Genomic DNA, 13,740 nt, shown 5'->3' on the forward strand with positions numbered 1-13,740 from the left:
GAAGAAGCGTCGCATCACGTTCCATAACCGGGTTCCGGTAATGCCCGTGGTGCTGTCCTGTTCGAGGTTCGCGACGAGCGGCGTTTTCGGATCCCAGCGCGCCGGTGTGACCGGAAGTTGACGCTGCGCGAGATACTGATCGAGCGCCGTGCGCGCCAGCGGCGGCAGTGCGACCTTGCCGGGCCGGCTGCCCGTTCCGATCAGGTGCAGCCAGTGATCGTCTTCCGTGGTCAGCGACGGCAGTGCCCGTCCGCGTTCGACGATCGCCCACAGGATCAGGCCTGCCGCCTCCTTGCGATAGGCGCGCTGGGTGGTGGCGGTTTCGTGCAGCGCGAGCCAGGCCTGCACCGCCTCGTAGTCGTTGGACGCGTCCAGCGTGCAGGTCTGGGGGGTGCCCGGAAGGTGCCGTGAGAGCCATCGACCTGATGCGGTAGCCGCAATCTCTCCCACGGCACAATCGCGTCCGGCACTGTTATGGCGATCAGGGCGCGCGCCCGTTCCGTCAACTGGGGATGCGCTTCGAACAATGCCTCGATCTGGCGGGCAGTGGTCTGGCCAAGGCCGGCGATCGCGCTCCACCAGCGGCGCCGACGCGGTACGCGCACGGTCAGGTCCGCGAGCGTTGCGATGCCGTGGGCACGCAGCACCCGCACGGCACGGGGCGCGAGCCACTGCTCAACATCGTCCGCAATCTGCGGCTGCGGCACGGGCAGCGAACGCAGGATTTCGATACAGCCGCACTGGCCCGCGTCATCCGCTCGCTAACCGGGTGCTCGAATAGCCCGGCCAGATCGGGGCGCTGACGCTGACGGGCAAACGCGATCAGTTGCCGGCGGATGCCGCTGATGATGCCGCGTGCCGATTCACCTTGTGCCCTGTCGTCTGGCAGGTAGCGGTCCACCGCTGCGCGGGACGACAGCCCCGCATACCAGCCGCGCAACGCAGCGAGCTGGTCCGCAGCGGGAACATTGCCGATCGCGGTGCTGGATCGTGGGCAGGAGCCGGGGACTGACGCGTTTTCATGACTTGGAGTTTGGTGAAAAAAAATACCTCTGTTACGGTAAGTTCTCCTATCTAAAGGCGTCTGCTCTTGCGCTAAACTCCGGGCTATGAAAACGCGCCCTGCCCCTGCCCCTGCCCCTGCGCCTGCTGCTCACGCTGCATCCAGTTTGCCGATGCCGACGGGCTTGCCGTGCTGCGCGCATGGTACGCCGGCGTATCCGTGCGACAGGCCGTCGCGCGTAACGTGCCTCCGCACTCGGTGACGGGAAATCGGCGCGCGGCCTGCCCCGGCTCAGCCGCAGCAAGCTGCTGGACGTTGCAGGCGCGGTCCATCGCTGATGATCCTGTAGCGTTCCTTACTATCCGGCAGCAGGACGCGAGCAGCACGCAAAACGCGTGGCGCAGGCGATCGATGCGCTGCGCACAGCGCGCCCGCCGAACCGCAGATTGCCGACCACGTCGCGCAGTGGCTTTCCCCGCGCGCGGTGCGCGTGCTGCACGCGTACGGCATGACGACGCTCGCCGATCTGACCGTGCGCATTGCGCGCCGGGGCCACTGGTGGAAGGCCGTGCCCGGGTTGGGCATGGCGAGCGCCCGTGCGATCGAGGCGCTCTTTGCCGTCTGGCCGGCCCTCACGAACAGGGTGCGTGCGCTGGTGATCGCGAGCCACCGCGGCGACATCGAATCTGGCGCAACGAAGGCGGCCAAATCATCCGGAAAACCTGGCCGTCCGTCTGCTTGTGCTGTCTGAACGGACGTAAGCGCCCTGCTTGTTCAGGCACTGTCCTTCAACACGGGTGACCGGTAACTCTTTCACAGTCAAAACTTTAAATCCTAAAAACACGGCATTTCTCAATAGCTGCCGCAGCGACATCTTGAAATGGCCTGGACACGCTGTGTAGTAGCTTTATAGAAATGTCCTGTCCCGGCTTCGGACCGGCTGCTGTGCGCGCATGCTGCGGCATGAGCACACCCGGGAGTCATAGCGGGCGCTACCCGGGATTTGGGCCGACGCTGGCCTGCAAGAAGCTGCGGGAGTGTCACGGTATCAATCTGGCGGATCAGTTTGCGTGCTGTGCGCGGAAGTTGCGCTTGCCCGACTGTGAAGCCGGTTTCAACATCACCGCCTACCTCAATCTCGACGTCGATAACGCGTACGGGATGGGCGATCCGGAATCTGTCTTGCTCGACGGCGCTTGGCGCTCGCAACTTCGTTCACGACGGTCCCGGGAAGCTCCGCGGCGACGCTCGTACGAACGCTTCCCGTCGCCCAGGAGCTTCGACTTCGCTCATCGACAAACCGGCTTTTGCAGGATTGAATCAATCTCGTCGCCGAACGACACGGCCGCATAACCGTGAACCACGGGAGGCTATAAACAGCAGGACACCCGCGATTGGCTACGCGGATATCTTAGTTGAAGGGAAACAGCAATCGGCCCGTCATGCTCGCATAGCGATAGCCACCACCGCCTCCCGCGAAGCCAGACGCATGGTCGTTGGTCGTTTCCACGGCGACCTGCCACTGCATGGTCCGGCTGCGGTGGTTTTGCAGGCCGATGCGCGCTCCCCATATGTTGGTACCCCCGCTCTCCGTATTCTGACGCCCGAGGTCAGCGCTTACGAAAAATACCGCCTTGTCGCTGAGGGCAGTTCGCCAGGAAAGCCCGCCCGAATACTCGGCCAGCCAGCGTGGCGAGTAATAGTCGCCCTGATTCGGACGGCTGTCATAGTAATTCCGGGTCTTGAGGTAGGCATTCAGCCCGCTGTTTGCCACCAGTTCGTAGTTCCATCGCGTGCGCAGCATTGGGCGCGCGTTGTGATCCGAAAACCACATCGCACCGGCCACTGCCCCGACGGAAAAACGCGGGGTGAACTGATGATCCAGTACCAGCATCAGGCTGTTGTACGTCAGACCCTGTTCGATGCCGCGAATCGAGTCGACCACATCCCGCTCGGCGCTTACGCCCAGTCCCGTATCACCGCTGATGCGCCGCATGTAGTCGACCGTGCCGGTCAGTGCGGTATAGCCACCAGTGTCCATGACACCCAGGCGAGCGTCCACGGTCTGCTGCGCGTCATGCTGCCGGTACTGCCCGTACAAGCCGCGCCCATAGGCCGACCAGTCGGGCGCACTGTAATGCGTGACACTCGCACCGACGCCCCATCCATTCGGTAAAAGATAGCCGAGGTTCGCCCGCTCTTCGTTGAAGTGGTCACTGTCGTTGCTGAACAACGTATCTCCGGTCAGTGCGCCGTACTTGCCCGGTCCGTCGTGAGACTGGGCGTGCGCGGGCGTACATATCGCCAATGCGCTGGCGACGCTGAGCGCGCGCCAGAGCGCATGCACGTCAAGGGTGCGGCTTACATGCATGAGTGAATAATCCTTTCTTTTCCGCGTCATCTCGTTACTTGGTGCCCCAGCGTTTGCCGCGCGTGACGAATTCCTGCACATATCCCACGACGCAGGCAGGCTGCAGGACGAGCCCGTAAAACAGGCTGTACAAAAGGAAACCGAGCACGTTGCGGCGTACCTTCAGATCCTGCTCCGTAAACATGCCGGACTGGATCCGGTACATGAGCCCATTAACTGCCATCGCCATTGGCAGCACAAGCAGCGTCATAGGTCCTGCAACCCAGTAGATGCCGAACAGCGCTAGCACCAGTCCCGGCAGGAAGGCGAGCGTATAGACCAGATCCATATACGGAAACAGCAGGTTCCACCAGATGAAGAGCGTGATCATGCGTGGCCTGAACAGCAAGTGCCAGTGCACCTTGAACGCTTCCATCAAGCCGCGCGACCAGCGCTGACGCTGCCTGATGAACTGCCGCCAGGTCGCGGGCGCGTTGGTGAAAAGACAGGCATTCTCGGCGTAGCCGACGCGATATCCGGCCTTCAGGATGGCCCAGGTCAGCACAATGTCCTCGCCGACTGCGACCGGCCAGCCGCCAAGCTTGCTCAGCACACCCGTGTCATATGCGGAAAAGGCGCCCTGCGCGACGAGGGTGCCCTGGTAAAGACTCTGCAGACGCTTCACGGCGGCAATGCCATGGAAGTAGTCCCACTCCTGGATGCGCGTAACCAGATTGGTGCGCGAATTGCGCACCAGCACGGCGCCGGCCACCGCGGCGGTGTTTGGCGGATCGCTCAGATAGCGTCGTATCAGGTTTTCGAGTGCGTCGCGATACAGGTACGAGTCGCCGTCCACCGTCACGGTGATCGTGTGGCGCACCTGTTTGAGTCCCTCGTTGAGCGCCCGCGCCTTGCCCACGTTTTGCGGTAGGTGGATGACTTCAAGCCACGGGTGATCGAGGCGGTCAAGTTCGGCGGCTGTGCCATCGGAGGAGCCATCGTTGACCACGATGACCTGTAAGGGACCGCCATACGCCTGCTTCGCAATACTTTCGATAGTCTGTGCGATGCTGGCTTCCTCGTTATAGGCAGCCACCAGAATACTGATTGCCGGTAGCGGATTGATAGCCGGATGGGCTCGTGGCCGCCGGTCCATCAGCAAACTGGACATCAGGAAGGCGTTCATGCCTCCGGGCAGGATCGCAATACCGAACAGGATCAGATATGCCCACACTGCGCCGAACACGACGGTCATCTCACCGAGCCATCTTTGGGCCAGATGAAACGAGAGCGCGCTCCATAGCGCGGCGAACGTCGTCGCTATCGTGAATTTGAGCTTGACGGGTAGATACCACCGCGACATCACGCGCTCGGGCGATGAAACCGCCGCGGCGTCGAACTCTGGCTGCGTGGCCGATGGACTGCCGGGATGCTCGCGGGTTTTCACAGTGGAATGGCCGGTATTTAGAGATCGCGATTATCCGCGCTTCCACAGTTTGTATCAAGATGTATCTTTATGTAACCTTTGGTATCGCTTCCGCCTTCAGTCGCGTCGACTTCGCCTTTCAGTTTTGGGGGCTGGAGCACGATCTTCCGCTGCAACCGCTTCGAGAACATCCTAAAGATCGTTCAGCGTGGCGGTAAGTGCAGCAGCGGTGCACACCCTGTGTCTAGGCATCATTAATCAATCTGTCACGCGTCGCCGCGATGCGTCTCGTGAAAGCGTGCCTGGCTCGATTGCGCCTCATCCCGCGTCGCCCGTGCGGTCGCGCGAAGCAACGCTCTTCGCCGACGCCTTTGGCATTGCGTTTGCCGCCGCCTTTGGCGCAATCCGGCGAGACACCATCTCGTTCTGCTCGATGAGCCTCGCGATCTGGGCATCGGCCTCGGCGCCGTACTGTGCGAAGACATCCGTGCGATAGCTCGTGTTGTTCGCCGCGCCGAGCTGCGTGCCCGAAACGTCACGCGTGTCGGCGTCGACCTGCATCGACAGGCCGATACGCAGCGGATGCGCTTCGAGTTCGCGCTGATCCAGCTTGATGCGAACCGGCAGACGCTGGACGATCTTGATCCAGTTGCCCGTAGCGTTCTGCGCCGGCAACGTCGCAAACGCGCCGCCAGTGCCGGCCGAGAATCCCTCGATGCGGCCGTGATAGATGACGCCCGAGCCGTACACGTCGGCTGTCAGCGTGACGCGCTGGCCGATGCGCATGTGCTTCAGTTGCACTTCCTTGAAGTTCGCATCAACCCACACGCCGTCGAGCGGCACGATTGCCATCAGCGGTGTGCCGGGCGACACCCGCTGGCCGACCTGAACCGAGCGTTTGGCGATATAGCCCGTCACTGGCGCCGGCAACGTGTTGCGCGCATAGGCCAGATACGCGTCCCTCACTTTCGACGCGGCGGCCTGCACGTCAGGATGACGGTCGACCGTCGTGCGGTCGGTCAGTGCGTGGTTCGCTTCGTCCTGCTGGCGGGCTGCGTCGAGCGCGGCCTGCGCCGCGTTCACCGCATCGCGGGCGTGGGCAATGTCTTCGGCGGAAACGGCGCCGGTATTGGCGACAGCCTGCCGCCGGCGCAAATCGTCCGCAACGCGCGCGAGATCCGATTTACGTTGTGCGACGTTCGCTGCATAGAAGTCGTTGTTCACATAGAGACTGCTCACGCGGCGTACGGTCTGGCCGAGCGCCGCCTCGGCGTTGGTCAGCGCGATCTTCGCATCGGCCGGGTCGAGTGTGACGACCGCCTGGCCCGCCTTCACGATTTGCGTGTCGTCGGCGTTGACGGCGACCACCGTGCCGGTGACCTGTGGCGTCAACTGCACCAGATTGCCGCTCACATAGGCGTCGTCGGTCGACTCGTGATAGCGGCCATACGTGAAGTAGTAGGCGCCATAAGCCGCAGCCGCGACCACGACGGCGACTGCAAGGAGCGCGAGCAAGGGCTTGCGCCGGCTGGGGGGCGTTGCGCCCGTACCGTTGATGGCGGTTGCGGCCGGCGCACCGCCGGTGTTTTCGCTGCTGTTTTCGCCGGTAGTTTCGCTGCGCTGATCGGCCCGTTCGCGGCCCGAAGTGATGGTATCGCTCATTTCAAATCTCCTGTGGGTTGGCGAACTGCCGTTCAACGGCCGGTGACGGCGGGATTGGTTTGCGCAACAGCATCCGTGCCATGGATTGCCTCCGCCGAGGTGTCGACATAACCGCCGCCAAGCGCCGATGCGAGCGAGATCTGCTGATCGCGGCGGTTCATCTTCAGGTTGGCAACGGCTTCATCGGCGCTCAATGCCGTGACATCCGCGTTGAGCACGGTCAACTGGTTGGCAAGACCGGCCTTGTACTGCGTGATCGCGAGCTGGTCGGCACTCTGTGCGGCCTGCTGCGCCGCTTCTGCGTCGGCGAGTTGGGCATCGCTCGAACGGATCTGGCCAAGTTGCGTGGCAACGTTGGCAAGCACCGCCACGAGCGTCTGGTTGTAGGCGGCCACCGCATAGTCGAATTCCGCGTAGCGGTCCTTCAACTGCGCGCGCAATGCACCTGCGTCGAAGATCGGCAGGTGGATCGCGGGACCCACCGAAGCCGTGCGGCTCCCGGCGCTCAGGAAGCGGCCGAAACCGAACGCGTCGAGGCCGATCGCGGCGCTCAGGTTGATGTCGGGATAGAACTCCGCCTTCGCTTTTTTTACTTCGTGCGTCATCGCATCGACACGCCAGCGGGCAGCGACGATGTCCGGGCGGCGGCTCAGCAGATCCGCCGGCAGGTTGTCCGGCAGCCGCACTTCATCGCCGATACCGAGTGCCGGCCGCTCGATCGAGAGACCGCGATCCGGGCCGGCGCCGATCAATGCGGCTAACTGATAGCGCGTGGTCAGAATGCGGCCGTCGAGCGCGGCAACACTGGCGCGGCTCATTGCCAGATTCGCCTGCGCGGTCTTGCGCTCCACTTGCGTATCGAGGCCCGTTGCGATGCGGCCGGCCGTGATGCGGTCGATCTCTTCACGGTGTGCCACTTCCTGCAGTGCAACGTCGCGCAGTACATAGAGTCGGGCCAGCTCGTTGTACGTGCGTGCGATCGCCGTGTTCAGCGCGAGCTTGACGGCTTCCTCGTCGGCCCTGCTCGCTTGCATCTGCGACACTGCCGCTTTCAGCGCCTCGCGATTCTTGCCCCACAGGTCGAGGTCGTACGAAGCCCTTAACAGGCCTTTGTTCTCGGTCTGCCAGGAACCTGCATACGGGGGCGGAATCATTGCGGTGCTGCTGTACTGCTGGCGCATCAGCGAGTAGTTCGCATCGACGCGCGGCAGCGTGGCCGCCTTCGCGGTTTCGCTAAAGGCCTGCGCCGCGCTCACCCGCCCACGTGCCTGCTCGAGCGTCGGGCTGCCTTTCAGCGCTTCGGCAATCAGCGCCCTTAGCTGCGTATCGCCGAACTGTTCGACCCAATCAGCATCGGGCCAGTGGCCATGCTCGGCGGGCAGGCTCTTCGAGATCTCGAACTGTTGCGGCTCCGCGATCTGTTTGTCGCTATGGATGCCTGCGTAGTTGGCACATGCCGAAAGCACCGCGGCACAGATTGCCGACGCACTCAGTTTCAGTGCGCGGGTTCCAATGCCAGAACCACAAGTCTGTGATTTCATTTCCGACGAGCCCATCAATAGGTAAAAGAAGCTGCATGCGCACTTAGCCAGAACTCCAACGGTTGTATGCCTGAACAGCATGAATCCGGTGCTGCGGCGAGTTCCACTCAGTGGCCGCCCGCACCCGCGGCGCCCGCGCCCGCTCCCTTGCCCGGCTTCGTCAGCCAGATCAGCGGGATGATCGCGACAAAGATCACAGCCGATATCCAGAAGATGTCGTTCAGCCCGAGCATCGACGCCTGGGCGCTGAGCGACGCTTCGAAGAAGGCCGTGGCTTTCGCCGCGCCCGCATCGAGCGTCGACTGCAAGCCGGCGATCGCGCCGGCGAAGTTCGGGTTCGTCACGCTCGTCACTTCGACGAGCCGCGCGCGATGCAGGACTGTCCGGTCGTTCCAGCCGGTGCTGACCAGTGACGTGCCCACTGCGCCCGCGAAAATGCGAGCGAAGTTGGACAGGCCCGCGGCCGCCGGAATCTTCTCCGGCGGCAGCCCCGACAGAATGATGGCTGTGAGCGGCGTGAAAAAGAGCGCGGTGGGAATGCCTTGCAGCAGGGTCGGCAGCACCAGCGTGTAGACGTCGACGTTCGTCGTGTAGTGCGAGCGCATCAGGAACACGCCGGCGAATCCGAGGAATGCAAACGTGGCGAGCACCCGCGTATCGGAGCGCGGCATGATTTTGCCCAGCACCGGCGCCAGCATCACCGAGAAGATGCCGAGCGGGGCGGTCACGAGTCCGGCATCCACCGCGCGATAACCGAGATAGCCCTGGATCCACTGCGGCAGGACTACCAGGTTCGCAAAGAAGATCGCGTACGCGACGGAAATCGCCGCCGTGCCGCCGAGGAAATTGCGCCCCGCAAAGAGACGCAAATCGACAACCGGCTTTTCCTCGGTGAGTTCCCAGATGAGGAAGAATAGAAAGCTGACCGCCGCAACGATGGTCAACACCCAGATTACCGAAGAGTTAAACCAGTCGAGATCCTTGCCCTTGTCGAGCATGATCTGCAGCGACGACACCCATACGACTAGCGAGAGCAACCCTACCTTGTCGATCGGCAGCTTGCGCGCCGGCGTTTCGCGGTCCCGGTAAATCGCCCAGATCGCACCCGCGGCGAAGAGGCCGACCGGCACGTTGATATAGAAGATCCACGACCAGCTATAGCTGTCGGTGATCCAGCCGCCCAGCGCAGGACCTGCAATCGGCCCGACCGTCGCGGTCATCGCCCATAGCGACAGCGCGCCCGAGCTTTTCTCCTTTGGAAACGACGCCAGCAGCAGCGCCTGCGACAGCGGCACGAGCGGCCCCGCCACCGCGCCCTGCACGATCCGGGCGGCGAGCAACACCGGCAGATTCGGAGCGAGTCCGCAGGCCGCGGACGACAGCACGAACAGCAGGATCGCCCAGACGAACAGCCTGACCTGGCCGACCCGCTGCGTGAGCCAGCCGGTCAGCGGAATCGACACCGCGTTCGCCGCGGCGAACAGCGTGATGACCCAGGTGCCTTCGTCGACCGACACGCCGAGGTTGCCGGAGAGCGTTGGAATCGCGACGTTGGCAATCGACGAATCAAGCACGTTCATGAATGTGGCAAGCGCGACGGCGAACGTGCCGAGTACGAACTTGCCGCCGGTCAATGGCTTCGGGGCGCTGAGGTTGTTCTGTGGGTCCATGTCAATTCCATACGGATGACTAAATAATCTCGTTTGCTACTGAGCGAACCGTATCGGGGTCGATCGGCAACATCAGGAAGCGCAGCTCCTCAAGAACGCGCCACGACCAGCCGCGGTAGCCTCCTGGCATCCCGGTGAGGCCGCTTTGCGCGTTCATGCAAACCGCGCATCTCCCTCGCGAGTGCAAACAGCGTCCTGAGGCCTGTCCATGGATTCGTCAAGCATCGGCGTACCTGCTCACTGCGCCCGACGCCCAGCAGGCACCATGTGCAGAAGTGTTCGCAGTTATTGGTCAGGAGCCGATACTGGTCTTCGCCCAGCCGGGACTTGGCCCTCTCTACTGCGGCTGCTCCGGTATAAATGGCATGTCGCTCAGCCTGGAGTTTGATCGCTCTGCCTGCCGCAAAGCCATGCAACGAAACGTATTCAATGGGCCGCCGCACGTCCGAATGATGAAAGCCCCCATAGTGAATAACCTGTCTATTTCCCGCGTAAATTCCGTGGTGTGTATAGCCTTCCCGCTCGCTGACAAGATGGGCACCAACTTCGATAGTGATTTCTGCGCCGACCCATTCCGGTGAAGCTGCGAGCCCATCAATATCCTGAGTTTCCATGGCGAGCCACCAATGTCATACCCGCGATAAGCCGAGTACTGCTTGCGGAAGGCAAAGCAGGTCCTTCCGGGGAAAATCTCCTCGGGAAAGGGACTACTGCTTTCCGTCGACATGCCGCGCGGGAAGATCGCGATCCGGGAGGCGGATATCAGACTTCAGAGAATGCCGCTGAACGACACGGCAATTGCAAGCCCGACATTAACTGCGGATAGCATGATCCAGCCTACGAACAGCAACAGAGGTCCGAGACGAAACATGATGCCCTCCTCCAACGGACTCAACGACTTGTCAACCCGGTGGAGTCGACGGCGTTGTGATGTCGGAATGGTAGGTGCCGGGGGTCTGCCGCAGTAGATACGCATCGGAACACTCACCGTTTCCACGCCCGCACCAATAGGTGCGGCCGCGGTAGTGTTCACGAGGTCAAACGCGAGGTGAATAGCTTCACGCGTGAATATCGCTTTGCGGATGGTCCGTATAAAAATCCGGCAGGCAAAGCAGATTGAGCGCGCGGATCTCGTCCGTCATGAAATCGACGAACACCCGAATGCGCGATGGCAAATGTTGCCGGCTCAGGTAGCAGATATAGTGGCCGCGATCGTCCGGCGCATACCGCCTTAAACCCATGACGAGTTCATTGCGAGCAATGTGCTCGCATACCTGATAGCCGGCCATCTGCGCAATGCCCCGGCCTTGCAGCACCGCATTCAGGACCAGGTCGGCGTCGTTGAATGTGCGACGGGCCGTCGGCAGGTACTTGCGCACCCGGCCATCGACCTTGAACTCCCATTCGCACACGCGGCCATTGAAGGAGCGGAAGTTGATGCATTCATGCTGGCACAACTCTTCGAGCGAATTCGGCAGGCTGTGCGCTTGCACGTAGGACGGTGCAGCGCAAAGCGCCATCTGCATCGGAATCAGCTGCTTGGCGATGATGCTGGAGTCCTCGATGCGCCCATCGCGAAACGCCACGTCGATCTGATCGGAGACAAAGTCCGTCGGGCAATCATTGAGCAGCAGCTCGACCGAGATCTCGGGGTAGGCCTCGATGAACCTTTCCAGCAGCGGCTCCACTACCTTCCTGCCGAAGCCCACCGTCGAACTGATGCGGACGAGGCCGCTTGGCGGGCCCTCGCGAAGCTCGAGCATGTCGTTCATCGCCTCGACGATGCGGGTCACGCCCTGATTGCAGTTCTCGAAGAACCTCTCGCCTTCCAGCGTCAGATGGGTTGTTCTTGTAGTTCTGAGAAACAGGCGGGTGCTCAACTGCGTTTCGAGCTTCTGAACATTTCGACAGACAGCCGAACGCCCGATCCCCAATCGTTCACCGGCTTTGGCGAAGCTTCCCTCCGTGGCCACCGCCATGAACGCGATAATTCCCGTGTAGCTCGTCGCGAAACAGTTAGACAAATCGTCAGTACGATTTGGCAGGCCAACACGAAAACCATGCTGCGATGTATCCGATTGATCCATTGCTGGCTCCATCTGGATTGGTGCCGAACTGGAAACACCATGAGTCCGTGGGCGACTCTACCGTCACAATCTGCGCTCATCTAGCATTAAGGCGGCGGTGCCCGTAGTCTACCCAGAAATCCGGGCGCAAGATGACGATCGTCGTTACAGGCGGCTGCTTTCGGGCAAAAATCGCGCGGAAAAGACCCCGCGGCAAAAGTTAGGGACGCCGGCATTCCCTAACGATCGTTCGTTTTACGCCGAACGCGCGTCACTGAAATCGAGAATGCGTCATGGACAACGAAAAGCTGCAGCCTCCCCCGCTTTCCCTCCTCGACAGATATCGGGGCCGCGATTTTCACCCGCTGTATACGACGACGGTCACCGTTTGCGGAGGCGAGACAGGACATGGCCGCGCGTCCGGCGTGGCCCGTTCAGATGACGGCAATCTTGATGTGGAGCTGCGGCTGCCCACGGAATTCGGAGGACCCGGTAACGGGACCAATCCCGAGCAGTTGTTCGCCGCGGGCTTTGCCGCGTGCTTTCACGGGGCGCTGAACCTGCTCGGCAAACGCGCCGCGCTGGAAGTAAACAATACCGTTGTGGAAGTGCAGGTTGCCTTTGGCCGCGACCCCATGGACGGAGGCTATGCGCTTGTCATCGATCTGCGGGTCCGAATGCCGGGTGTGGAGCGACGCGTGGCCGAAGAACTGGTTCGAAATGCCGAGCGCCTGTGCCCGTATGCAAAGATGGCCCGACAAGGGACCGTCAATATCGTGACCGTCGTCGACTGATGCCACGTGTGTCTTTTCAGGTGTACACGTCGGGTACTCGACTTCCGATTGGCGCCATAGAGACAACACCGTGACCGTGACTCTTGTGCCGCATCGGTTTCAACAAATGCTTCGCTGCTCACAGGCAGCCTGATCCCGCATCCTCCAACCGGGGAAGAGCGGCTCCTCCGTTTTGTCAACACGCCGGCAACTTTGATTGTCGTTGCCGGGACAACACTGTGCGGTCCTTCGCGAGGCTACTGCCGCTCGAGGATCGCGTCTACGATCTTTCCTGACGGTGGCCACAAGCTGCCCGTGGCGAGCCAGCAAATACCACACCGTTAGCATCATCCGAAAGCGCGCAGCAGTCTTCATTGCTCCATGCGAACGCATGTCATTGGTCGTGACAGAAAAGCTGTTGCGATGCGTGCTACGCAGCACTTCAACCAAGCGAGGAACGATCCGTGACAGAAGAAGATATCCACAAGAACGCCTTTGCGATGCCCGTACACAATCCTGCGTATCCGCGTCCGCCTTTTCGTTTCATCAATCGGGAGTACTTCATCATCTCGTACGAGACGGACATGGACGCGCTCAAGGCCGTCGTTCCGGAACCGCTAAAGGTCAATAAGGCTGTGGTTCATTACGAGTTTATCCGCATGCCCGATTCGTCGGGGTTCGGCGATTACACGGAAAGCGGTCAGGTGATCTCCGTCCTCGATGAAGATGGCAACCGAGCCAACTTCACGCATGCGATGTATCTGGACGACGAAGGCCCGATCGCCGGCGGTCGGGAAATCTGGGGATTTCCGAAGAAGCTCGCCTCGCCGCGACTCTGCGTCGATGGCAAGGATACGCTGCTCGGCACGCTCGACTACGGGACGCAGCGCATCGCCACTGGAACGATGGGCTACAAATATCGCGCAGTCGATACGTCGGTCGAGCGCCGCAAGCTCGCCGACACACCGAACTATCTGCTCAAGGTCATTCCTCACGTCGATGGTTCGGTGCGCATTTGCGAGCTGGTGCGCTTCTTCTTGCGCGAAGTCGAGGTAATCGGCGCGTGGGAAGGCCCCGCAGCGCTCGAGCTGCATCCGCACGCACTCGCATCGGTCGCCGATCTGCCCGTTCGCAAGGTAATCGGCGCACGCCACCTCATTGCAAATCTCACACTCGATGTCGGCGAAGTGGCTTATGACTATCTCGCGCCCGCCGAGTCGATGAAACTCGCAGTCAACCAGTAAGCTTC

At 61.6% G+C, this 13,740-nt stretch carries 10 protein-coding genes and 1 pseudogene; 3 read left to right on the plus strand and 8 right to left on the minus strand.

Annotation, left to right across the window (positions count from 1 at the left end; translation table 11 throughout):
- Window positions 1–1,048 (minus strand): annotated as a pseudogene (locus C0Z16_RS15695) (phage integrase family protein); the annotation flags it as partial.
- Between the two features lie 439 nt (window positions 1,049–1,487).
- Between C0Z16_RS15695 and C0Z16_RS39555 the strand changes: the two are divergent.
- Window positions 1,488–1,754 (plus strand): phage integrase family protein, encoded by a 267-nt coding sequence (locus C0Z16_RS39555; protein WP_407070675.1) that lies wholly within the window; start codon window positions 1,488–1,490, stop codon window positions 1,752–1,754.
- A gap of 660 nt (window positions 1,755–2,414) precedes the next feature.
- On the opposite strand, the gene C0Z16_RS15710 is transcribed toward C0Z16_RS39555, so the two are convergent.
- From C0Z16_RS15710 to C0Z16_RS15740, 7 genes are all read right to left on the minus strand, one after another.
- Window positions 2,415–3,236 (minus strand): hypothetical protein, encoded by an 822-nt coding sequence (locus C0Z16_RS15710; RefSeq protein WP_146014315.1) that lies wholly within the window; start codon window positions 3,234–3,236, stop codon window positions 2,415–2,417.
- 172 nt (window positions 3,237–3,408) lie between these two features.
- A complete protein-coding gene (locus tag C0Z16_RS15715) occupies window positions 3,409–4,800 on the minus strand; it encodes a glycosyltransferase (protein WP_244201252.1) in 1,392 nt (463 codons plus the stop codon).
- A 297-nt stretch (window positions 4,801–5,097) separates the two neighbouring features.
- Window positions 5,098–6,441, minus strand: coding sequence for an HlyD family efflux transporter periplasmic adaptor subunit (locus tag C0Z16_RS15720; protein ID WP_102633047.1), 1,344 nt, complete (start codon window positions 6,439–6,441; stop codon window positions 5,098–5,100).
- A gap of 32 nt (window positions 6,442–6,473) precedes the next feature.
- Entirely contained in the window at window positions 6,474–7,982 is a 1,509-nt protein-coding gene (locus C0Z16_RS15725) for an efflux transporter outer membrane subunit (RefSeq protein WP_102633230.1), read from the minus strand.
- A gap of 107 nt (window positions 7,983–8,089) precedes the next feature.
- Complete coding sequence (locus tag C0Z16_RS15730; RefSeq protein ID WP_102633048.1) at window positions 8,090–9,652, minus strand: DHA2 family efflux MFS transporter permease subunit; 1,563 nt, start codon at window positions 9,650–9,652, stop codon at window positions 8,090–8,092.
- Window positions 9,653–9,741: 89 nt separating this feature from the next.
- A complete protein-coding gene (locus C0Z16_RS15735; protein WP_102633049.1) occupies window positions 9,742–10,266 on the minus strand; it encodes a lecithin retinol acyltransferase family protein in 525 nt (174 codons plus the stop codon).
- A 444-nt stretch (window positions 10,267–10,710) separates the two neighbouring features.
- The gene (locus tag C0Z16_RS15740) at window positions 10,711–11,739 is read right to left on the minus strand and encodes a LysR family transcriptional regulator (RefSeq protein ID WP_102633050.1); all 1,029 of its coding nucleotides are present in this window, start codon (window positions 11,737–11,739) and stop codon (window positions 10,711–10,713) included.
- A gap of 272 nt (window positions 11,740–12,011) precedes the next feature.
- Here C0Z16_RS15740 and C0Z16_RS15745 point away from each other — a divergent pair, with 272 nt between their 5' ends.
- Together C0Z16_RS15745 and C0Z16_RS15750 are read left to right on the plus strand one after the other, a co-directional pair.
- The gene (locus tag C0Z16_RS15745; protein WP_102633051.1) at window positions 12,012–12,512 is read left to right on the plus strand and encodes an Ohr family peroxiredoxin; all 501 of its coding nucleotides are present in this window, start codon (window positions 12,012–12,014) and stop codon (window positions 12,510–12,512) included.
- Between the two features lie 443 nt (window positions 12,513–12,955).
- Entirely contained in the window at window positions 12,956–13,735 is a 780-nt protein-coding gene (locus tag C0Z16_RS15750) for an acetoacetate decarboxylase (RefSeq protein ID WP_102633052.1), read from the plus strand.
- Window positions 13,736–13,740 lie beyond the last annotated feature (5 nt).

The organism is Paraburkholderia rhynchosiae, assembly GCF_002879865.1.
Lineage (GTDB): Bacteria > Pseudomonadota > Gammaproteobacteria > Burkholderiales > Burkholderiaceae > Paraburkholderia > Paraburkholderia rhynchosiae.

What these genes read in the sequence shown, in the direction of transcription:
- C0Z16_RS15730 (WP_102633048.1), bottom strand. Translation starts at nt 9,652, where the DNA reads ATGGACCCACAGAACAACCTCAGCGCCCCGAAGCCATTGACCGGCGGC.
- C0Z16_RS15740 (WP_102633050.1), bottom strand. Translation starts at nt 11,739, where the DNA reads ATGGATCAATCGGATACATCGCAGCATGGTTTTCGTGTTGGCCTGCCA.
- C0Z16_RS15720 (WP_102633047.1), bottom strand. Translation starts at nt 6,441, where the DNA reads ATGAGCGATACCATCACTTCGGGCCGCGAACGGGCCGATCAGCGCAGC.
- C0Z16_RS15725 (WP_102633230.1), bottom strand. Translation starts at nt 7,982, where the DNA reads ATGAAATCACAGACTTGTGGTTCTGGCATTGGAACCCGCGCACTGAAA.
- C0Z16_RS15745 (WP_102633051.1), top strand. Translation starts at nt 12,012, where the DNA reads ATGGACAACGAAAAGCTGCAGCCTCCCCCGCTTTCCCTCCTCGACAGA.
- C0Z16_RS15735 (WP_102633049.1), bottom strand. Translation starts at nt 10,266, where the DNA reads ATGGAAACTCAGGATATTGATGGGCTCGCAGCTTCACCGGAATGGGTC.